A 19,761-nucleotide genomic window follows, 5' to 3' on the forward strand; every position below is an offset into this window, starting at 1 on the left:
AGGCGCCACGCGGCGTCGGCGTCAGTTCAAGCTGGCCGGGCGGCTGAGGTCGGTGAGCTCGCCCGGGGGTAGCGGCACCGCGCCCAGCGTGTTCAGGAAGCCCGCCTCCCGGGTCAGGAGCCGGCACGCGATGCGGAGGCGGCGTAGCGGGTGGCGTTCCTCCAGCAGCCGCTGGCGGTCCTCCAGTGGCAGCAGGCAGTCCGCCGCCAGCGCGTAGGCCAGTTCGGTGAGCGTGGTGTCCGCGTCGGGGGTGTTCCAGTCGTCGCTGCGCCACGCCGTTTCGCAGTAGCGGCGGTGGGCCGCGCGGGCCACGGCCGCCAGGCTCTCGGCCATGTCGCCGGACGGGGCCACCGGGTCGTCGTCGACCCACTCCACCGACGCGATCAGGTACGGCGCCGAAACGCAGTCGAGGTCGCGCAGGCGGAAGCGGCGCCGGGCCTCCGTCACGACGTCGAAACGGCCGTCCGGCAGGCGTTTCGCCTCGCGGAGCACCGTGCTGCAGCCGACCTCGTGCAACTGGTCCAGACCACGTACTTCGCGGGTCAGTGACGACCGCAGGGCGACCACGCCGAATTCGCGGCCCGGCACGGTCCCGCCGACCAGGTCCGCGGTCAGCTGCCGGTACCGCGGTTCGAAGATGTGCAGCGGGAGCTTGGTGCCGGGCAGCAGCACGGTCTGCAGCGGGAACAACGGCAGGATCGTCGTCGTCGCTTCACTTTCCGGTTCCGGCTCGCTCACGCGTCCACCGTAAGGGGAGAACGGGCCGGGCGCAGCACGGTGCCGGCCAGGGCTCGGCCACCTGGCCCCCCGGAAGCGGTGACAACCGGGGCTTCGCCCCGGGTCGGGGGCTCCGCCACCCGAACCCCCGGAATACCGGGTGGGTCACCGGTTCGGTGGCCTGAACACGGCGAACGGGTCGGTGATCTGCATGCCCTTGCCGGCGAAGGAGAACAGCGCCGCCGGCCGGCCGCCGGAGCGGCCCGGGGCGGCCGTGTGGCCGGTGGGGAGCAGCAGGCCGCGCCGGGACAGGACGCGCTGGAGGTTGGTCGCCGAAACGCGGTAGCCCAGCGCCGCCGAATACAGCCCGCGCAGGGCGGAAATCGTGAATTCCTCGGGGGCCAGTGCGAAGCCGAGGTTGGTGTAACAGAGTTTCGAACGCAGCCGGTCGCGGGCGCGCAGCACGATCGCCTCGTGGTCGAACGCCGTGCGCGGCAGCTTCGCGATGTCGTGCCACTCCGTGTCCTCCGGCACCTCGGGGTCGACGTCGGAGGGGACCAGCCCGAGGAACGCCGTCGCGACGACACGCGGCCCCGGCACCCGGTGCGGGTCACTGAACACCGCGAGCTGCTCGACGTGCTTGAGCTGGCGGACGTCCACCTTCTCGGCGAGCTGGCGCCGGATCGACGTCTCGACGTCCTCGTCGGGGCGCAGCCGGCCGCCGGGCAGGGACCAGCGGCCGAGGTGCGGGTCGAGCGCGCGCCGCCACAGCAGCACCCGGAGTGTGTCCGAGCGCACTTGCAGGACCGCTCCCAGAACCTCGTGGGCGAGGGGGGTCTGGGTGTTAAGATGACTTCGCACGGTTTTCGATTATAAGGCGAAAACCGGAGACAGGTCCAGGAGGGCCAGATGACCACCACGTTGGTTCCGGAAGGCCTCACCCCGTTCGGCGGGGTCGAGGCGAACGCGGCCTGGGCGGAGGAGGTGCGGCGCCTGGCGAAGCAGCGCGACGCGGTCCTGCTCGCGCACAACTACCAGGTCCCGGAGATCCAGGACATCGCCGACCACACCGGCGACTCGCTGGCGCTGAGCCGCATCGCGGCGAGCAGCGACGCGTCCACCATCGTCTTCTGCGGCGTGCACTTCATGGCCGAGACCGCGAAGATCCTCTCGCCGGAGAAGACCGTCCTGATCCCGGACGCGCGGGCCGGCTGCTCCCTCGCCGACTCCATCACCGGCGCCCAGCTGCGGGCCTGGAAGGCCGAGCACCCGGGCGCGGTGGTCGTCTCCTACGTCAACACCACAGCCGAGGTGAAGGCCGAGACCGACATCTGCTGCACGTCGTCCAACGCGGTCGACGTCGTCGCCTCCATCCCCGCTGACCAGGAGGTTCTCTTCCTTCCGGACCAGTTCCTCGGCGCCCACGTCAAGCGCGTGACCGGCCGGGAGAACATGCACATCTGGGCCGGGGAGTGCCACGTCCACGCGGGCATCAACGGCGCCGAGCTGGCCGCCCGCGCGGCCGAGGAGCCGGACGCCGACCTGTTCATCCACCCGGAGTGCGGCTGCGCGACGTCGGCGCTGTACCTGGCGGGCGAGGGTGCCGTGGCGCCGGACCGGGTCAAGATCCTCTCGACCGGCGACATGGTCCACGAGGCCCGCGACACCAAGGCCAAGACGGTGCTGGTGGCCACCGAGATCGGCATGATCCACCAGCTCCGCAAGGCCGCGCCGGGCATCGACTTCCGCGCGGTGAACGACCGCGCGTCCTGCCGGTACATGAAGATGATCACGCCCGCCGCGCTGCTGCGCTGCCTGCGTGAGGGCCTCGACGAGGTCCACGTCGATCTCGAGACGGCCGCGAAGGCCCGCGCCTCGGTGCGGCGGATGATCGAGATCGGGCAGCCCGGCGGCGGCGAATGACGCCGCCGGTTAATGACCCACGGGCGAAAACCCCGGTCTGGGAAGCTCGGGCCGACCTGGTCGTGATCGGCAGCGGCGTCGCCGGCCTGACCGCGGCGCTGCGCGCACAGGCCCTCGGGCTGCACGTCCTGGTGGTGACCAAGGCGGCCGTCACGGACGGCAACACGCGCTGGGCCCAGGGCGGCGTCGCGGTGGTCCTGGCGGACCAGCACGACCTCGACGACTCCGTCGCGAAGCACGCCGAGGACACCTTCACCGCGGGTGCGGGCCTGTGTGACGAGGTGGCGGCCCGCTCGATCATCGACGGCGGCCCGGCCGCGGTCGCCCGGCTGCGGGCGGACGGCGCGAAGTTCGACGTCGCGGCTTCCGGGTTGCTCGCGCGGGGCCGCGAGGGCGGGCACAGCGCGTTCCGCGTGATCCACGCGGGCGGCGACGCGACCGGCGCCGAGGTCGAACGCGCCCTGGTCGCGCAGGCCGGGCAGGCGGGGGTGCCGGTGCTGGAGCACCACATCGCCGTCGACGCGCTGCGCACGCCGGGCGGGCGGGTGGCCGGGGTCACCGTGCTGGACCGCCACGGCGTGCCCGGGGTGGTCCGGGCTTCGGCCGTGCTGGTGGCCAGCGGCGGGATCGGGCAGCTCTACCAGGCGACGTCGAACCCGGAGATCGCCACCGGTGACGGGCTCGCGCTCGCGTTGCGGGCCGGCGCGACCGTGGCCGACATCGAGTTCGTCCAGTTCCACCCCACCGTGCTCTACACGCCGGGGGCGCGGGGCCGCTGCCCGCTGGTCACCGAGGCGGTGCGCGGCGAGGGCGCGACGCTGGTCGACGGCGCCGGCCTGCCGGTGATGCACGGGGTGCACCCGCTCGGCGACCTCGCGCCGCGCGACGTCGTGTCGGCGGCGATCACGCGCCGGATGGCGACGGCGCCGGGCGGCGTCGGCGACCACGTCTTCCTCGACGCGACGTCGATCGCCGGGTTCGCCCGGCGGTTTCCGACGGTGTTCGCCGCGTGCGCGGCGCTGGGCCTCGACCCGGCCGTCGACCCGATCCCGGTGACGCCGGCGGCGCACTTCTCGTGCGGCGGCGTGGTGACCACTGTGGACGGACGCTCGTCGGTGGCCGGGCTCTACGCCGCCGGCGAAGTCGCGCGGACCGGCCTGCACGGCGCGAACCGCTTGGCGTCCAACAGCTTGCTCGAAGGGCTGGTCGTCGGGCAGCGTGTCGCGGAGGCCGTCGCGGCGGACCTCGCGGCCGGGCTGCTGGCCGATCCTTCGCGCGGGCGGCTGCCGTCGTGGACCACCGCACCCACCGCCGAGCGCGATTCGCTGCAGCGCGTGATGAGCCGGTACGCCGCGATCGGCCGCGACGCCGACGGGCTCGCGGCGGCCGGTTCGGTGCTCGATCTGTCCGTTCAGGACAGTCCCTTGTGGACGCACGCGGCGGTGGAGGACGCGGCGCTGACGGTGGTGGCGCAGGCGCTGCTCGCCGCGGCCGTCCGGCGCACCGAGTCGCGCGGCTGCCACGTGCGGTCCGACTTCCCGACGCGCGACGACGGCTGGCGGCGCAGCCAGCACATCCGGCTCAGCCCGTCCGGCCAGCCCGTGCTGGCCGGCCCGATCCCCCTGGAGGGCGTGGCATGACGTTCCCGATCTCCGAACCGGTCCGCCGCCTGATCGCCGCCTCCGGGCTGGACGTCGACGACGTCGAGCGCGTGGTCACCACGGCGCTCGGCGAGGACCTGCGGTACGGGCCGGACGCGACGACGGCGTCGACCGTGCCCGCTTCCGCGACCGCGGTGGCGGAGCTGACTCCGCGCGCCACCGGTGTGATCGCCGGGCTGCCGGTCGCGCTCGCCGTGTTCGACGTGGTGCTGGGGCCGGGGTACGAGGTGCTGGCCGGGCGCGAAGACGGCGAGCGGCTGGTCGCGGGGGAGCCGGCGCTGGTGCTGTGCGGCCCGGTCCGCGGGCTGCTGACCGCCGAGCGCACGGCGTTGAACCTGCTGTGCCACCTCTCCGGGGTGGCGACCGCGACGGCCGCGTGGGTGTCCGAAGTGGACGGTACCGGGTGTGCGATCCGGGACTCCCGCAAGACGTTGCCGGGGCTGCGGCTGCTGCAGAAGTACGCCGTCCGCCGCGGTGGCGGCGTGAACCACCGGCTGGGGCTGGGCGACGCGGTGCTGATCAAGGACAACCACGTCGTCGCCGCCGGTTCGGTGACGGCGGCGCTCGCCGCGGCCCGGGCGCACGCGCCGGAACTGGCTTGTGAGGTCGAGGTCGACACGCTCGCGCAGCTGGAAGAAGCGCTCGCCGCCGCGGCGGACGAGGTGCTGCTGGACAACTTCACCCCCGAAGAGTGCCGCCAGGCGGTGGCGCGTCGCGACGAAGTCTCGCCGAAGACGCGGCTGGAATCCTCTGGTGGGCTCACCCTCGACCGTGGTAGGGCCTACGCCGAGTCCGGTGTGGACTATCTTTCGGTGGGTGGGCTGACCCATTCTTCGCCGGCGTTGGATCTGGGCATGGACCTTCGCTGAACGGCCTTTCCCGGGTAAACTGGCGGAAGTTGTTTCCGTTCTGGGGTTTCCCGGGGAGGATCGGGTGCGGGTTCCGGCGGCGCTCACGGTCGCGGGCCTCGTCGCGCTCGGCCTGTCCGCGTCCGCTGCCGCTTCTCCGCAAGCACAGTGTGCGAACCCGTCCGGCACGTACGGCGGCGCCGTCCCGTGGGGGCAGCGCCTGATCGACCCCGCGCGGCTTTGGCCGTTGACGCGGGGTGAGGGCCAGCTGGTGGCCGTGCTCGGCACCGGCGTCGACGGGCAGAACGGCCAGTTCGCGCCCGGGCAGCTCGAAGGCGGGGCCGGTACCGAGCGGTCCGACTGCGACGGCCGCGGCACGATCGCGGCCGGGATCGTCGGCGCGCAACCGGATCCGTCGACGACGTTCGCCGGGGTCGCGCCCGGCGCGCACCTGCTGCCGATCCGCTCGACGCCGTCCGGCGACGGCGACCCCGGCGCGCTGGCCGACGCGATCGACACGGCGGTGGACCGGCAAGCGCGCGTGGTTTTGATCGCCGTCCCCGCGGTTTCCGACAGCCCGGCGTTGTCCGGGGCGATTTCCCGGGCCCGGGCGGCCGGGGCGGTGGTCGTCTCGGCGGCGTCGGCGACCCAGCAGGGCGCGCGGACGTACCCGACGGCGACGTCCGGCGTCCTGGCCGTCGGCTCGGTGAACGCGGCGGGCGAGCCGGTGCAGACCGAAGCGGGGGACTACGTCGGCGTCGCCGCGCCCGGCGCGGACCTGGTCAGCACGTCGGCCGGGGCGGGCGGCGCGGTCGCGCACCGCTGGCCGGTCACCGACCCGGGGCTCGCGGCGGCGTACGTCGCGGGCGTCGCGGCCCTGGTGCGGGCCTACCACCCGGACCTGACCGGCGACCAGGTCGTCACCCGGCTCACGCTCACCGCCCACCGCCCGCCTGCCGGCGGCCACGACCCGCGTCTGGGCTGGGGAGTCCTGGACGCCTACGCGGCGGTTTCCTCGACCCTGCCCGCCGACGTCGCCGGTCCCGGCGCGGCTGCCGCGCCTCCCTCGGCGCCTGCGGTGGTCCCGGCCGCGGCCCCCGCACCCCATCCGCCGGACGTCGCGGCGGGCGTGATCGCGCTGGCCGGCGTGGCTCTCGCGGCAGCCGCCGGAGTGACGGTGGCGGCGGTCCGCCGCGCCCGCCGCCGGGGCTGGCGCCCCTCCCGCTTCACCCCGTAACCGACCCTCCGATCACGCGAGATACGGGCCCGATCACGCGAGTTCCGTCTCTGAACACGCGAGTTCGGCGTACCGGAACGGCGAACTCGCGTACCTGGACGGACGACTCGCGTACCTGGACGGACGACTCGCTTACCTGGAGGGTCGGTTGGCGTGATCAGGGCCGGGATTCGCGTGATCGGGGACGGAACTCGCGTGATGGGAGACCGATCTCGCGGGACAGGGCTCGGTACATTGCCGCGACCTGGGCGTCGGCGCTGCGGTAGCCGGCCGCGGACGTTGTCAGTCCACTTTGGATTTTTCGGAGCCGGGTGAGGTGGGACTCGAGTTCGGAGGCCAGCTCGGTCATGGTCTTTTCGAACGTCTTCGCCGCCGCGGCGGACTCGCTCACCTGGCCGAACGCCGTGGCGGGGACCTTCGAAGCCGCCACCGCGGACTGAACCGGGGAAAGCACGTCGGCGCGTGAGCCGAACTGCCCCGCCGCCGTGTCGAGGCGGGCGGGGGCCACGCGGTATCCAGCAGCCGTCACCGGGCCACTCCCCTCAGTACGCGTCCGGCTCTTCGCCGATCACCGGCGGCGCGACCGGGGCCGACTGCCCCCAGACGTTCTCCGTCTCCACCAGCCAGGCGGGGATCCGCCGTCCGGAGCCCATCTCGCCGCCGCCGCCCATGCCCATCGGCATCATGGGCATCATCGGCATCGCGCCCTTGGCGGCGGCCGCGCCCGCGGCTCCGGCCGCACCGCCGGCGAGTCCGCTGAGCGCGTTGCCCGCGCCGCCGTCGCCGGCCAGGCCGGAGTGCGCCGCGGGTGCCTCGGCGCCGCCGCCGATCGCGAGACCGCCACCGCCGCCCGGGACGCCGCCGCCGAGCGACGGCGCCTCGCCGCCGCCGATCGGGATGCCGCCCCCGGCCCCGCCTTCGACGCCGGCACCGCCGCCGAGCTTCGTGCCGGCCGGTTCGTCCTTCTTGTCCTTGGGATCCTTGCCGGTCGCCCACGACGGGACCTTCGGCATGATCGAGCCGAACCGGCCGAACGCGGCGGCCGAAGCCGCGGCGAGCCCGGCGGTGAACATGTCGCCGAACAGCGGGTTCGACGTCGGGACCGTGGTCCCCGGCGGCCGCGGCATGTTCGTCGAAGGCAGCGGGTGCCCGTCCGACGGCGTGACGATGACGCCGGGACCGGACATGCCGTTGCCGACGAGCCCGGGCGATCCGACGCTCCCCGCGCCACCACCGGCGGGCGGGGTCGTGGGTACCGGGACCGCGTTCGGCGACGCCGGGATCGACTCCTCGGCGACCGTGTACTCGCCGGCCAGCTCGGTCATGACTACGACGGCCTTGCCGTGCGCCGATCCCGCGGCGTTCGCGGCGCTCTGCTGCGCCTCGACGTTCGCGATGGCCTGCTGGCGCTGCTGCGCCGCGGCCTGCACGACGGCGGGCGAAGCGTCCGGCGGCAGCAGCGGCGGGTTCACCGCGAGCGCGACGTCGGCGGGCGAGACGTCCGGCACCGCGACCGGCGGCGGCATCTCCTTCTTGGCCTTCACCAGCGCGTCGGCGGCGTCGCCGAGCATCACGTTCATCCCCTCGGCGGTCTGCGCCACCTTGGAGATGCCGTTCGCGAGGTCGACGATCATCCGCTGGTACTGCTCGGCCGCGCCCCCGGTCCACTGCTCCTTGAACTCGGTCAGCTCCGAGTTCAGGTTGTGGGCCTGCTCGTGCAGGTGCAACGCGGCGGACTTCCACTTGTCGGCGGCGTGCCGCGCGCTGTTCGGGTCGCCCGCCTGAAGCATCGCGTACAGCTGCTGGTGGCTGTACGCGGCGAAGTTCGTGTGCGCGGTGTTCGTCATCCCTTGTGGCTCCCGTCGCTGTCACCCGAGCCGAGCAGGCCGAGCACCGGGTCGAGCAGGCCGGTGACGGCCCCCGAAGCGTGCAGGTCCCCGGCCACCACCTGGTCGGCGTTCTGGTAACCGTCGGCGACCGTGGTGGTGACGTCCTGGGCGAACCCGATCGCGCTGCGGACCTGGTCGAGCAGGCCCTGCATCTCCGAGACGGCGGCGCGGTGGGCGTCGGCCAGCGACCCGGCCTCGCCGAACTCGCCGAACAACAGCGGCTCCTCGCCGAGGGTGAGCAGGAAGTCGTTCGGTTTCGCCATCGCGTGGATCTGGGTCTCCAGCTCCCGCACGAAGTCCTTCAGCGACTGCAGGTGGACGTAGTACGACTGGTCGTGCATCGGATCCCGGCTCTCTTGTCGCACGAACGCGGAAGGGAAAGCCGGTCGGCCGGTGCGAGCGGGGGGTTCCCGCACTGGCCGACCGGCGTCTGGGCGCGGATCAGCCCGCGAACAGCCCCTGGTTGCGGTTCTCCAGCGACTGCTGGAGGTCGTGGGCCTCGCCGACCTTGCCGCCGAACTGCGCGATGATGGCGACGATGTCCGCGGTGGCCTGGCGCAGCCGGGTCTCCGACTGGCGGGCCGCGTCACCGGCGGAGCTGCCGGAGGCGTACCAGGTCGCGGTGATGGGCTGCAGGTTCTGGTGCAGCTGCTCCAGCTGCGAGGTCAGCGCCTTGGCCTTGGCGGCCAGGGATGCCGAGCTGTGCTGCAGCGCGGCGAAGTTGATTTCGACGACGTCGGCCATGGTGGGCGTCCTCTCGGGTCAGGGGTTGAGGCGGGGGATCACGCCCGAGCCCTCGAGGGAGTTGCCGACCCCCTGGAAGCTCTGGTGGACGTCGGCGTCGCCGCGGCCGTAGTTCTGGTGGCTGGTGTGGACGAGCTGCGACATGGTGTCGAGCTCCTTCACCGCCACGGTCATCTTCTCCTGCAGCCGCCGCTGGAGGTCCCAGAACGCGACGGCCTGGTCACCCTTGTAGTTGCGCAGGGCCTCGGTCAGCTCGGACTCCAAGCTGGCCATCGTGGACTTGGCGTTCGTCGCGGTTTCCTCGAAACCCTGGACGGCGCGCGTCATGGCAGCGGAATCTGCCTGGAATCCCGGACTGGACATCGACGGGCCACCTCCTTCCTGAAGCGAATTCGCCTGGCGCGGTGGTCCGCGCGGTGTGAAAGTCACGCTAGAAAAGAGGCCTGTGTGGTCAAACGGCACAACTGCCGGTCGCACTGACGGCACTATTACCCACAGCGCGGCGGCAGGGCCCGCTCCACCCGGCGGACGGGGGCGCGCTCCAGTGCCCGCAGGCCTCGGCGGCGCCAGGCTGTATGCCATGGCAGACAACGGAAATCCGCTGGTCACGCGCCGGTCGTGGCACCGCCCGCCGGTGGTGCTCGCCGGGGCGATGGGGGTGCTGTGCGCGACGTCGCTGCTGGGGTTGCTGGTCGATGATCGCACGCTCGTCAACGTGCCGATCTGGCCGGCAGGCCCAGCGCGCACCGCGTCCGCCGGTTTCTGCCGAAATTCTGAGATCCGCCCGGTAGACCGGGACCCCCGGCGAAAGGCGGTCGAGATGGTCCACCCGCAGGCACTGCTGGACGAGCTGCGCCGCGCCCCGGGGGTTCCGGCGTTCGAACGCGGGTCGCGGGTGACGACCCGCGGCGAGCTGCGGGAGCTGATCGGCCGGTTCGCCGCCGGCCTGCGGGCCGCCGGGCTCGGCCCGGGTGACGGCGTCGGCATCGCCACCGGCGTCACGCCGGAGGGGTTCGCCGCGCTGGTGGCGGCGCACGTGCTCGGCGCCCGCGCGGTCGCCGTGCGGGCCGGGCTGCCGGAGGCCCAGCTGCGGCACATCCTCGGTGACGTCGACGTGCTGATCACCGACGAGCCGTGGGAAGCCGGGGTGCCGGTGCTGCCGGTGGGGGATCTGCTGTCGGCGGCGTACGCGGAGCCGGTGCCGAGGGGGCAGCCCGGCGACATCGCGACGGTCGTGTTCACCAGCGGCAGCACCGGCGTCCCGAAGGGGGTCGCGTACGACTACCGCGCGCTGACCGAAGGCCGGGTGTGGCGGCCGCCGGTCCCGGGTTCGGCCCACGAGCGGCTGGGGGCGGGGTTCGGGCGGTTCCTGCTGTTCGGGTCGCTGGCGAGCGCGGTGATGGTCGAGCAGCTGGCGGTGTGCCTGTTCGCGGGCGGCACCGCGGTGATCCCCGAGGAGCTCCCGGACTTCCCGTGGGTGCTGCCGCGGCTGGGGATCACGGCGGCGCTGACGACCGTGCCGCGGCTGCACCAGATCCTCGACGTGCTACGCGGCTCGGAGGTCGAGCTGGGCGGGCCGCGGACGTTGATCGTGGCCGGTTCGCCGGTGCCGCCGCACACGCTCGCCGAGGCGGCCGAGCGGATCGGGCCCGCGATGCACCACGCGTACGGGCAGACCGAGACCGGCATGCTGACCATCTGCCGGGCCGGCGAGGGCGTCGGCTCGGTCGGGAAGGCTTGTGACACCGTCGAAATCGACGTCCGCGACGGCGAGGTCTGGGTCCGCACGCCGTCGGCGTTCGCGGGCTACTGGCGGGATCCCGCGGCGACGGCGGAGGTGCTGCGTGACGGCTGGGTGCGGACCCAGGACCTCGGTTTCGTCGACACCGGCGGGTACCTGCACCTGTCCGGCCGCGCGCGAGACGTCGTGATCGTCAACGCGATCATCCACTACACCGGCCCGATCGAGCGGGCGATCGCGGCGCACCCGGACGTCGACCAGGCCTACGTCGTGGCGGTGCCGGACTCGCTGACCGGAGAGGCGGCGCACGCGTTCGTCGTCCCGGTTCCGGGCCGGGAGCCGGACTTCGGCTCGTTGCGGAAGGCGGTCGCGACCGAGCTGGGGGAGGCGGCGGTCCCGGCGCGGTTCAGCGTGGTCCCGTCGATCCCCGTGGCCCCCTCGGGCAAGCCGGACAAGGCAGCACTCCGCGCGTCCATTATGGACTGAAAGTTCGTGAAGGCCACCTTGCCGAACTACAAGTTCCTCAAGGTGGCCTTCACGAACCGGAAGCGAACCTCAGACGCCGGCGGTGGTGCGGATCCAGCTGCGGCTCGAGGCGATGCTCGCGTAGTTCTGCGTGCCCTGCGTGTTCGAACCGGAGTTGCTGCCCGTCGAGCACACCCCGACCTGGACGCCGTTGTAGAGCTCCGGGCCGCCCGAGTCGCCGTGCCACGCCGAGCCGTTGACGCCCTTGCTGGCGATCGCCGTGCCGCCGAAGGCGTCCGAGCTGAGGCCCGTCACGCGCACGTTGGCGGTCTTGAGGGTGCTCGACGGCGGGCTGCTGCCCTGCGTGCGGCCCCAGCCGTAGATCTGGTTGGTCGACCCGGTCGGCGGGTTGCCGGTGCCGAGCTTCATGTACGTCGTGTTCACCGCCGTCGTCAGGTGCAGCAGCGCGATGTCGCCGTTGGGCGACGCCTTCTGCTGGTCGACGGTGGCGTTCGTGCCCTGCTGGAGCGTCACGTTGCCGACCTTGACGTGCATCCCCGGCGAGTTCAGGCAGTGCTGGGCGGTGAGCACCCACTGCGGGGCGATGATCGTCCCCGAGCACTCGAAACCGCCGTACGTCGTCACGTTGTTCCAGTAGATCTGGGCGCCCCACGGCGCGGAGGAGACCGTGCTCCCGCCGATGATGTCCTGCTGGGCGTCCGCAACCCCCGCTGAGACCAGACTCAGCGCCGCGGCGGCAGCCCCCACCGCGGCAACAGCCCTCGACATTCGCATGTAAATGCCCTTCGGCCCAGGTGATCCGGATATCCGTCCCGAACGGGACGACCAGCCCAACGTAAGAGCCGTGAAGGATTTTCGGAACCTACCGAAGTCGGTAACCCGCTCCGGGACGCGCGCCCCGGGAGCGGGCCGTGTCAGCCGCTCAGCTTGCAGGAATCCGGCGCGGACGTCACGTGGATCTCCGTGTTCCAGCCCGAACCGATGGTGACCCCCATGCGGTCCGGACCCGACGGCGCCCACGTTCCGGTGTTGTCGGAGTAGCGGTACCAGCGCAGCACCGGGCCGGTCTGGCCGTTGAACGGGCTGGTCCCGGTACTGCCCCGGCCGTACAGGACATCCGTAAGGCCGCGGTCCAGCTCGTGCAGAGCGGCGGACCCCGGACCCAGACCGCGGCGGCCTCGGCCCTGAGCAGCAACGAAACGGGCTTGAAGCAGTTCCTGCACGCCGGGCTGGCCTCCGCCACCGAGCAGGACAACCGGGCCAGCGCCCTCGCCGTTTCGGACACGAGCAGCAACGGCCGGTGGTTCACCGAACACGCCCTGGAACGGATGGCGCCCCGGACAGCCGAGGTGATGGCCGAGCTGGAGGCGAGGTTCAACCGCCGGGTCGCGGCCCAGGGTGACAAGCTCAAGGACCCCGAGAAGTACAAGGAGTTCTACAAGGACAACTACCCCGCCCCGCGCGGCGTGCCGCCGTCCGTAGTCGAAGCGGAGATCGCCAATCCGGGTTCCACGGGCCGCGTTAAGGTCATCCTCAACGACAGGGGTGACGGTGATCTTGCAGTGAGTGATTTCGGCGACGGCGACGAGACGTCATCGGTGACCATCGGGTCGAAGACCGGTGACCGCGTCGTCATCACGGTGGTGGGCCGGATGCACATCGGTGCCACCGACTTCTGGGACGGCAACTGGCTCTTCAGCCCGGTCGACGTCGCCGTGGGCGGGTTCACCGCCCGGGTGCCCGCCGGGTTGCGGGCCGAGGAGCTGCGCGGCTTCCGGGAAGAGCTGTCGAAGGCGTACGACGACTTCGGCGGCGTCGCACGCTTGAAGTCCATGGAGGACTGGCTCGACCTGACCGTCACCGTGGCCAAATCCGGGCAGGTGGAGGTCGAAGGGCTGGCCATCGACGGGCACGGGACGGGCAACAAGCTGTCCTTCCGCGTCGGTGATCTCGACCAGTCCGAACTGCCGGGGATCCTGGACGCGCTGTCCGCGATCGAGGCGGAGTACCCGGTCGTCGGCAAGCCTTGACGTCCGGTCGGCCGGTGTACGCCGGATGGCCGTGAACCGCCGCCGCCGCCCTTCCCGGAACTGCACGACCGGAGGCGTCGCCGCCGGGTGCCATGTCCAGTTCAGCGCCGGGTCACGTTCGGGAAGGTGGGGATCCACTTCTGATGGTCGCCGATGTCGCGGATCTGGACGCGCTGTCGCCGGCGGAACGCTTCGGCTGGTGGGAAGCCGGTGGCCGGTTGCCGGCGGGCGCCGGGGAAAGCGCGTGGCTGGGCGTGGTCCAGGCGTTGACGATGCCGCTGGTGAGCCGGCTCCGGCATCCGGAAGATGCCGGGGAGCGGTTGCCCGCGGCCGACGCCGGCCGGTTTCTCCGGTCGGCCGGTGAAGTGCTTTCCTTCCTCGAGGAAAGGGGACTGATGGGCCGGCACGAAGTGCTGACCCGCCGGCTAGGGCTGGCGTCCGCGCTGGCCGCTTCGGGACTTTCGCTGCCGGACTCCCCGCTCGCCGCCGACCGGGTCGTGCGGCAGGTGATCGCCGAGGTCACGCCGGACCGGCTGGCCGAGGCGACGCGGCTCGCCCCCGGGTGGACGGGGCTGCCCAAGCCGGAGATCCTGCGCCTGCGGAAACTCAAGCAGCTCATCTGGCTCTCGCTCGACCTGCGGGAGCACCTCGAGGACGGAGAGTCGGCCGCCACAGTTTCGAGCTGGCTTCCGGTGCACTCCGTACTGCCGTGAACCGGGCCGCCGCCCTTTCCGGAATCTGCCGGGAAGAGTGGCGGGTCACGGACTGCGCCAATCTCCGGATACCCTGCTGAGCCGGGCCGGCTTCGAACCCTTCCGTTCGCCGCACCGGCGTTTCCGCGAGCCGATGCCACGAGGGTGGAGCATGTCAGCACCACAGCACGATCCCGAACTGTTCGACGAGCTGATGCGCGCCGAACTCCGCCGTCAGCCGGTCAGCCGCTACGCGATCGCGACGCTCGTGTCCGGTTTGCTCGGTGGGCTGATCGCCCCGGTGGTCGGCGCCGTCGCGATCCACCGGATCAGGAAACGCCGGGAGCGTGGAACGGTGCTGGTGATCTGCGGGCTGGTGGCCTTCGCCGGCTGGATGGGCGTGCTCGCCTACCAGATCGGCACCGGGACGGCGTGGTGGCAGCAGCGGCGCGAAGCCGGGGGACACCTGCCCGACGGTGTGGTCCATGGACTCGATCTCACGGCAGGCCAGTGCTTCTGGTCCCCGCCGGCTTCGGGCGACACCGACGTGCTGAGTGCGTCCTGCACCGAACGGCACAACGGAGAGGCGTTCGAAGTGCTCCCGCTGGGCGAAGGCCCGATGCCCGACATCGCCCGGGTCTACCCGGACACCCTGGCCCGGTGCGAGGCCGGCGCTCGTCCGCTGTCCGGCGTCCGCGTCCAGGTGGTGACCCCGACGACGTCGACGTGGAACGAAGGCAAGCACCGCGCGGTGTGTTACTACCACTTCGCCGCCGAGCTGACCGGACCCGCGCGATGAGGTGTGCGAGCCCGGCTGCGCCGTGATTGCCGCGACGGAAGGGTTGTGATGTCGGGGAACCTGATGCTGACCGGCTCGCCGGAGTGGTGGATCGCGTCCAGCGGTGTCTACTATTGGGTCCTGGACCACCTAGCCGAGGCGGTCACCGACGAGGACGTCGCGGAACGGTTCCGGGCGGCTTCCACCCACGGCTTCCGCACCTTCGACCTCGGCGACCTGACGTCGGCGCAGCGGCAAGAGGTCCTGGACCTGATCCGTGGCCCGCTGGCGCCGGCCGTGGCGGCCCGGTTCCCGGGCCCGGACGGCGAGGCCGTCCGCGAGTTCGTCGGTGAGCTCGTGGAGGTCGCGCGTTCCTGGGACTGACTCCACTGGGTCGCCGGGATACCAGCGTTCCCCGCCGTCGAAGCCGGTAACCGGTTCCCGAAGCCCGGGTCAGTCGCAGTGTTGGGCGTTGCGGGGGGGGGGGCGTGGTCGTAGCGGAGGCCGGTGCGTCCGGCGGCGTGGAGGAGGTTGTGCCAGAACCGGTCGAAGGTGAGGGGTGCCTGCACGGAGTCGAGCATTTCGCGGTTGGGTGGGCAGGCGAAGATGCCGCGGATGGCCTCGATGGCGTCGGGGTTGAAGTCGCCGTAGCGGGTGAGTTCGGCTGGGGTTTCGCGGGCCTGTACGGCGGCTTCCCAGGCGCTGGGGGCGTATTTGTTGTGGCCGATGCGGCGGCCGGGCAGGGGGGTGGTGTGCGCGGCGATGGGGTTGGCGAGGCCGATGGGGTCGTGGACCCACATGTCCAGCGGCAGGAGCATGCCGGGGCCGCCGATGTTGTAGAAGCTGGAGACGGTGCGGCCGTTGGTGGTGGGGTAGCGGTGCCATTCGCCTTGTTCGGTCTGGACGAGGACCGCGGGTTCCGGCCGGGTGGAGAGGATGGTGTTGAGGGGGCGGTGACGGCGGTGAATTCGTCGAAGTCTTCGGCGAGGATGGGGTGTTCGTGGTGGCTGGCGGCGACGTAGCTGGCGCGTTCGTCGGCGATGCGCCGGATCTGGTCCATGGGCTTGTCGGCGGTGGTGTAGCCGGTGCGCAGCCATGTTCCGGCGATGACGGCCCAGATGCCGAGGGCGATGACCGGCAGGATCGTGGTTTTGGTGAGCCGGACGACCATGACGGGCAGGAGGCTGAACAGTGCGGGTAGCAGCATTCGTCCGTGCATGAAGTCGCCGCCGACGCGGATGACGTAGAGGGCCAGGGCGACCCCGCCGAGCAGGGGCACGGCCACGACGGTCGCGATCGCGCGGTCGATCCTGGTGTGCCATAGGCACAGCCCGGCGAGGAGCGCGCAGAGAATGAGGGGGGATCCACAGGTAGTAGGGGGTCGCGAAGTCGGTGAGGTAGTCCCAGCCGTGGTCCCACAGGGCGTCGGATGCTTCTTTGACGAGGGCGGTGTTGGGGGTGAGCAGGCCGTAGTAGCCCATCCGGAAGATCTGGTAGGCGACGGGCAGGGCGGCGGCCGTGGCCACCCACCGCAGGGCGGGGCGCCAGCCTCGCCATTCCAGGACCAGTAGTCCGGCGCCGGGGAAGGCGCTGAACAGGGCCAGGTCCGGCCGGACGAGCACGCCCAGGCCGATCACCAGTGCGGTGACCCAGACCGGGGCGGCGGGTGTGTGGCGCGCGTGGCGGACGAGCAGCCACCAGGTGGTGCCCAGCCAGAGGGTGATCAGGCCGGTTTCGAGGCCGGAGGTGGCGAAGTCGCGGAACGGCGGCAGGGCGATGAGTACGAGCGCGCCGGCGGCGCGACGAGCGTGGAGCCGGTGAGGCGGCGGGTGCCGTCGAGGGCGAGGGACAGGCCACCGGTGGCGCAGAACAGGCTGAGGAGCACGGCGAGCCATTCGAGGCGCAGCCCGGGGATCCAGCCGAACGCGGCCAGCAGGTAGGTCCAGAGGGTGCTGGTGTTGGATTCGACTCGTTCGCCGGCGTTGTACACGGGTCCGTTGCCGGCGAGGATCTGGCGGACGGTGCGCAGGACGATCAGGCCGTCGTCGCTTATCCACCGCCGGTTCCAGGCGAGCACGGCGAACACGGCGACGGTGAGTCCCAGCACGAGCCAGTTCCAGGCTCGAGGCCGGTGGCGGCTGGGCGTGGTGAGTTCGACGGGCGACTCGTCGGCGACGGTCGTGCTCATCTGCAGGAAGCTCCTCGTGCCCAAGGGGCGAAGTGCGCGGCCCGGGATGATCATCCGCCGCTGGGCGCGAGCTTACTTGCCTCGGGAGACGGGTCCGGGCCGGGAGACTTCCAGCCCGGACCCGTCGGTTCTACAGGACGGTGATCGCTCGTGGCGCCGGGACTTCGCTGTTGTAGGCGAAGGCGTCGTGCCATTTGAGGCTGTCCCCGACGAATTTGGTGCCGTCGGAGGTGGCGACGTAGACGTCGGAGGTGGTGCCGCGGGTGAAGGTGGCGATGTCGTCTTTGCCGTCGCCGGTGAAGTCGCCGACGGCGGGGATTTCGCTGCCCGCCGCGAAGTGGTCATGCCACTTGACACTGTTGCCCACGAACTTGGTGCCGTCGGAGGTGGCGACGTAGACGTCGGAGGTGGTGCCGCGGGTGAAGGTGGCGATGTCGTCTTTGCCGTCGCCGTTGAAGTCCCCGATGGCGGGGATTTCGTCGTTGAAGGCGAAGTTGTCGTGCCATTTCACGCTGTTGCCGACGAACTTGGTGCCATCGGAGAGCGCGACGTAGACGTCGCCGCCGGTGCCGCGGGTGAAGACGGCGATGTCGTCTTTGCCGTCGCCGTTGAAGTCGCCGATGTAGGGCAGTTCGGCGTTGAACCCGAAGTCGCCGTGCCATACCGAGCTGGCGCCGAACTTGGTGCCGTCGGAGAGGGCGACGTAGACGTCACCGGTTGTGCCGAGGGTGAAGGTGGCGATGTCGTCTTTGCCGTCGCCGTTGAAGTCCCCGATGGCGGGGATTTCGCTGTTGGCGGCGAAGTAGTCGTCCCACAGCACGCCGTTCCCGTCGAACTTCGTCCCGTCGGAGAGTGCCACGTAGACGTCGGCGGCGCTGCCGCGGCTGAAGGTCGCCACGTCGGCTTTGCCATCCCCGTTGAAGTCACCGGACAGGGGAATCTCGGCACCGATCGAGAACCGGTCGTGCCACGACACGCTGTTGCCGACGAACTTGCTCCCGTCGGAAGCCGCGACGTAGACGTGGCCGTCGGTGCCGCGGACGAAGGTGGCGATGTCACCCTTGCCATCACCGGTGAAGTCGGTCAGCGACCGCGCGCCGGTGGTGGCGGTGAACTGCGGGCTCGCCGCACCGGCCGAGGCCACCACCAGGTATGACCACGTTTTGCGGGCCGTGGCCGAATGCAGGAACGTGGTCGCCTTCGTGGTACCGATGAGCTGCGCCGCGCTGTTGGTCGCCGGACCGGTGAAGCTGGCATAGATGGAGTAGGTCGCATCGTCGGAAGCAGCCAGCGGAGTCCAGGACAGCGTGACGCCGTGGCCGACCGCCTTCGCGGTGCCGATGATCGCCTGGCTGCGGATCCAGCCGCTGAGGTCGTCGACCCGGGCACCGGTCGTACCCTGCCGGGTTTCCGCCTCCGCAAGACAGCCATGCTGCCAGGACGTGGTGACGACGGCGGCCACGGTGCCGTTCTGGCGGACGATCGGCGCGCCTGCGTCGCCCTGACAGGCGTCCGCGCCGTTCGCGCCGGTCAGTGACAGGGTCGTCGCGGTATTGGCCGACGGGGTGAACGTCGCGGCGTGCACCTGGTTCGGGACCCACTCGTCGGCGGTCCGGCCCCAGCCGGCGAGCGACAGGCTCTCGGACACTCCCGGAGTCCCCGCGGCAGTACTGAGCGGCAGAGGTGTGACATCGGTGATTGTGCTGTCGAGCCTTGCCAATGCCACGTCGCGATCGGTTCGCGTGATCACATTGACGACCTTCGCGACGTGTCCGGCGGTGGTCGCAAGGTCGGCTCGGCCGACGGTGACCGTGGTCGGTTTGGCCGGGACGCCGCCCTGTGGGTTCTCAGGGAAGCAGCTGGCGGCAGTCAAGACGAGCGTCGGCTCGACGAGTGCTCCGCTGCAGGCACGACCGTCGGCGGTGATCTTGGCGGCGAACCCGGAGGTCCCGGTGGTACCACCGGAGACGGCGTGGGCCGGGACGGTGGTCACCAGACCACCGATGAGCATGGCCGCGGCGAGCGCCGCGGCACGTCTGGTGCGCTGAATCATGAGGTTCCCCCTCTCTGGAACAGCATCGGTTCTGCGGCGCGGAACCGACCGCGCCGCAGACGACGTCAGGACGTGGCGACCAGTTCGAGCAGCGTGGTGGGATTGCCGCTCGGGTCCGCTCCGACACCGACCTGCGTGGTTCCGTAGGACGGGATGTCGACGTTCGAGTGCACGCCTGCGTCGGTGGTCAGTGAGGCTTTGAGCTTGTGTCCCTGTCCGGTGGGTGACAGGCCGTCAGAGCGGATGGAGTAGACGGCCGGGATTTTCAGGGTCAGCTCGCCGCTGGTACCCAGGACCTTGAAACAGACGTGGCCGTTGTGTGACGAGCCAACCAGTTCCGTTGTCGTCACCTGGATCACGCCGACGGTGTCCTGCCCGCTCGGGCACTGTGCGTACACGATATGCCCGTCGCCGCTGATGAGCTGCACGTTGTCGTCGGTGAGGATCTTTGCCGCACCGGGGTAGGAGAAGTCTTCGACGGCGGACGGTTGCTGGTCTGCCGCCCCGGTCTCGGATCCCTGCGCCGCGACGACCCCGGTGATTCCTGCGATGCCCGCGGTCGCAGCGACGAGAATCGCTCGATAAAGCGCGCGCATGAATTCCCCCTGATAATTGATTATTCAAGCCGACATTAGCCGCAAATCGGACATTTCCGCGTGAGGCTGCCCGACGTCGTGAGGCTAGGGCATCAATGGTGAGCATCCGTTGTGACGTTGATCACGGCCATTTGGCCGTTGAGGAGAAGTCTCCGGGTTGTTAACGTTCGAGCTGGGA

22 protein-coding genes and 1 pseudogene are annotated in these 19,761 nt (G+C 71.2%); 10 read left to right on the top strand and 13 right to left on the bottom strand.

Annotated features, from left to right (window positions below):
- Positions 1–21 precede the first annotated feature (21 nt).
- Both A3CE_RS0134655 and A3CE_RS0134660 read right to left on the bottom strand, forming a co-directional pair.
- On the bottom strand, positions 22–738 hold the full coding sequence (locus tag A3CE_RS0134655) for an LON peptidase substrate-binding domain-containing protein (protein ID WP_020644692.1): 717 nt from the start codon (positions 736–738) through the stop codon (positions 22–24).
- Between the two features lie 144 nt (positions 739–882).
- Positions 883–1,515, bottom strand: coding sequence for an NUDIX hydrolase (locus A3CE_RS0134660; protein WP_020644693.1), 633 nt, complete (start codon positions 1,513–1,515; stop codon positions 883–885).
- Between the two features lie 111 nt (positions 1,516–1,626).
- Here A3CE_RS0134660 and nadA point away from each other — a divergent pair, with 111 nt between their 5' ends.
- The 4 genes from nadA (at position 1,627) to A3CE_RS0134680 (ending at position 6,386) form a co-directional block, all read left to right on the top strand.
- Positions 1,627–2,640, top strand: coding sequence for a quinolinate synthase NadA (gene nadA / locus A3CE_RS0134665; protein WP_020644694.1), 1,014 nt, complete (start codon positions 1,627–1,629; stop codon positions 2,638–2,640).
- Positions 2,637–4,280 (top strand): L-aspartate oxidase, encoded by a 1,644-nt coding sequence (locus A3CE_RS0134670; protein WP_084641887.1) that lies wholly within the window; start codon positions 2,637–2,639, stop codon positions 4,278–4,280. The genes nadA and A3CE_RS0134670 overlap by 4 nt, the downstream gene beginning before the upstream one ends.
- Complete coding sequence (gene nadC / locus A3CE_RS0134675; protein WP_020644696.1) at positions 4,277–5,170, top strand: carboxylating nicotinate-nucleotide diphosphorylase; 894 nt, start codon at positions 4,277–4,279, stop codon at positions 5,168–5,170. The genes A3CE_RS0134670 and nadC overlap by 4 nt, the downstream gene beginning before the upstream one ends.
- Before the next feature lie 64 nt (positions 5,171–5,234).
- Positions 5,235–6,386 carry a S8 family serine peptidase gene (locus tag A3CE_RS0134680; protein ID WP_020644697.1) on the top strand — a complete coding sequence of 384 codons (1,152 nt, stop codon included), beginning with the start codon at positions 5,235–5,237 and terminating at the stop codon, positions 6,384–6,386.
- A 157-nt stretch (positions 6,387–6,543) separates the two neighbouring features.
- On the opposite strand, the gene A3CE_RS0134685 is transcribed toward A3CE_RS0134680, so the two are convergent.
- The 5 genes from A3CE_RS0134685 to A3CE_RS0134705 form a co-directional block, all read right to left on the bottom strand.
- Positions 6,544–6,915 carry a WXG100 family type VII secretion target gene (locus A3CE_RS0134685; RefSeq protein WP_245589633.1) on the bottom strand — a complete coding sequence of 124 codons (372 nt, stop codon included), beginning with the start codon at positions 6,913–6,915 and terminating at the stop codon, positions 6,544–6,546.
- A 13-nt stretch (positions 6,916–6,928) separates the two neighbouring features.
- Positions 6,929–8,233 (bottom strand): WXG100 family type VII secretion target, encoded by a 1,305-nt coding sequence (locus tag A3CE_RS0134690; RefSeq protein ID WP_020644699.1) that lies wholly within the window; start codon positions 8,231–8,233, stop codon positions 6,929–6,931.
- On the bottom strand, positions 8,230–8,616 hold the full coding sequence (locus tag A3CE_RS0134695) for a hypothetical protein (RefSeq protein ID WP_020644700.1): 387 nt from the start codon (positions 8,614–8,616) through the stop codon (positions 8,230–8,232). Before A3CE_RS0134695 ends, A3CE_RS0134690 begins: the two co-directional genes overlap by 4 nt.
- Positions 8,617–8,716: 100 nt before the next feature.
- Positions 8,717–9,019, bottom strand: a complete 303-nt coding sequence (locus tag A3CE_RS0134700) for a hypothetical protein (RefSeq protein WP_020644701.1) — start codon at positions 9,017–9,019, stop codon at positions 8,717–8,719.
- 18 nt (positions 9,020–9,037) lie between these two features.
- On the bottom strand, positions 9,038–9,382 hold the full coding sequence (locus A3CE_RS0134705; protein WP_086856673.1) for a WXG100 family type VII secretion target: 345 nt from the start codon (positions 9,380–9,382) through the stop codon (positions 9,038–9,040).
- 217 nt (positions 9,383–9,599) lie between these two features.
- Between A3CE_RS0134705 and A3CE_RS0134710 the strand changes: the two genes are divergently transcribed.
- The gene (locus tag A3CE_RS0134710) at positions 9,600–11,246 is read left to right on the top strand and encodes a class I adenylate-forming enzyme family protein (protein ID WP_020644703.1); all 1,647 of its coding nucleotides are present in this window, start codon (positions 9,600–9,602) and stop codon (positions 11,244–11,246) included.
- A gap of 69 nt (positions 11,247–11,315) precedes the next feature.
- Here A3CE_RS0134710 and A3CE_RS0134715 read toward each other — a convergent pair whose 3' ends face one another.
- Positions 11,316–12,020 (bottom strand): S1 family peptidase, encoded by a 705-nt coding sequence (locus tag A3CE_RS0134715; RefSeq protein ID WP_376741592.1) that lies wholly within the window; start codon positions 12,018–12,020, stop codon positions 11,316–11,318.
- A 140-nt stretch (positions 12,021–12,160) separates the two neighbouring features.
- Positions 12,161–12,469, bottom strand: coding sequence for a hypothetical protein (locus tag A3CE_RS57525; RefSeq protein WP_169523887.1), 309 nt, complete (start codon positions 12,467–12,469; stop codon positions 12,161–12,163).
- Between A3CE_RS57525 and A3CE_RS56855 the strand changes: the two genes are divergently transcribed.
- From A3CE_RS56855 to A3CE_RS57530, 4 genes are all read left to right on the top strand, one after another.
- Complete coding sequence (locus tag A3CE_RS56855; protein ID WP_020644706.1) at positions 12,386–13,276, top strand: WapI family immunity protein; 891 nt, start codon at positions 12,386–12,388, stop codon at positions 13,274–13,276. The two genes, A3CE_RS57525 and A3CE_RS56855, sit on opposite strands and share 84 nt — an antisense overlap.
- 143 nt (positions 13,277–13,419) lie before the next feature.
- The gene (locus A3CE_RS0134730; RefSeq protein ID WP_020644707.1) at positions 13,420–13,989 is read left to right on the top strand and encodes a hypothetical protein; all 570 of its coding nucleotides are present in this window, start codon (positions 13,420–13,422) and stop codon (positions 13,987–13,989) included.
- A 151-nt stretch (positions 13,990–14,140) separates the two neighbouring features.
- Positions 14,141–14,767 carry a DUF4190 domain-containing protein gene (locus tag A3CE_RS52090; RefSeq protein ID WP_020644708.1) on the top strand — a complete coding sequence of 209 codons (627 nt, stop codon included), beginning with the start codon at positions 14,141–14,143 and terminating at the stop codon, positions 14,765–14,767.
- Between the two features lie 48 nt (positions 14,768–14,815).
- Positions 14,816–15,130, top strand: a complete 315-nt coding sequence (locus A3CE_RS57530) for a hypothetical protein (protein WP_063714217.1) — start codon at positions 14,816–14,818, stop codon at positions 15,128–15,130.
- Between the two features lie 191 nt (positions 15,131–15,321).
- On the opposite strand, the pseudogene A3CE_RS60065 reads toward A3CE_RS57530, so the two are convergent.
- Positions 15,322–15,564 (bottom strand): annotated as a pseudogene (locus A3CE_RS60065) (arabinofuranosyltransferase AftB family protein); the annotation flags it as partial.
- 176 nt (positions 15,565–15,740) lie between these two features.
- Between A3CE_RS60065 and A3CE_RS58105 the strand changes: the two are divergent.
- On the top strand, positions 15,741–15,947 hold the full coding sequence (locus A3CE_RS58105; protein WP_185839783.1) for a hypothetical protein: 207 nt from the start codon (positions 15,741–15,743) through the stop codon (positions 15,945–15,947).
- A gap of 522 nt (positions 15,948–16,469) precedes the next feature.
- Here A3CE_RS58105 and A3CE_RS58110 read toward each other — a convergent pair.
- From A3CE_RS58110 to A3CE_RS52100, 3 genes are all read right to left on the bottom strand, one after another.
- On the bottom strand, positions 16,470–16,934 hold the full coding sequence (locus tag A3CE_RS58110; protein ID WP_026469148.1) for a hypothetical protein: 465 nt from the start codon (positions 16,932–16,934) through the stop codon (positions 16,470–16,472).
- Between the two features lie 130 nt (positions 16,935–17,064).
- Complete coding sequence (locus A3CE_RS0134755) at positions 17,065–18,987, bottom strand: FG-GAP-like repeat-containing protein (RefSeq protein WP_020644710.1); 1,923 nt, start codon at positions 18,985–18,987, stop codon at positions 17,065–17,067.
- 65 nt (positions 18,988–19,052) lie between these two features.
- The gene (locus tag A3CE_RS52100; RefSeq protein WP_020644711.1) at positions 19,053–19,583 is read right to left on the bottom strand and encodes a hypothetical protein; all 531 of its coding nucleotides are present in this window, start codon (positions 19,581–19,583) and stop codon (positions 19,053–19,055) included.
- Positions 19,584–19,761: the final 178 nt, after the last annotated feature.

Origin of the sequence: Amycolatopsis balhimycina FH 1894 (genome assembly GCF_000384295.1) — a bacterium.
Classification (GTDB): Bacteria; Actinomycetota; Actinomycetes; order Mycobacteriales; family Pseudonocardiaceae; genus Amycolatopsis; species Amycolatopsis balhimycina.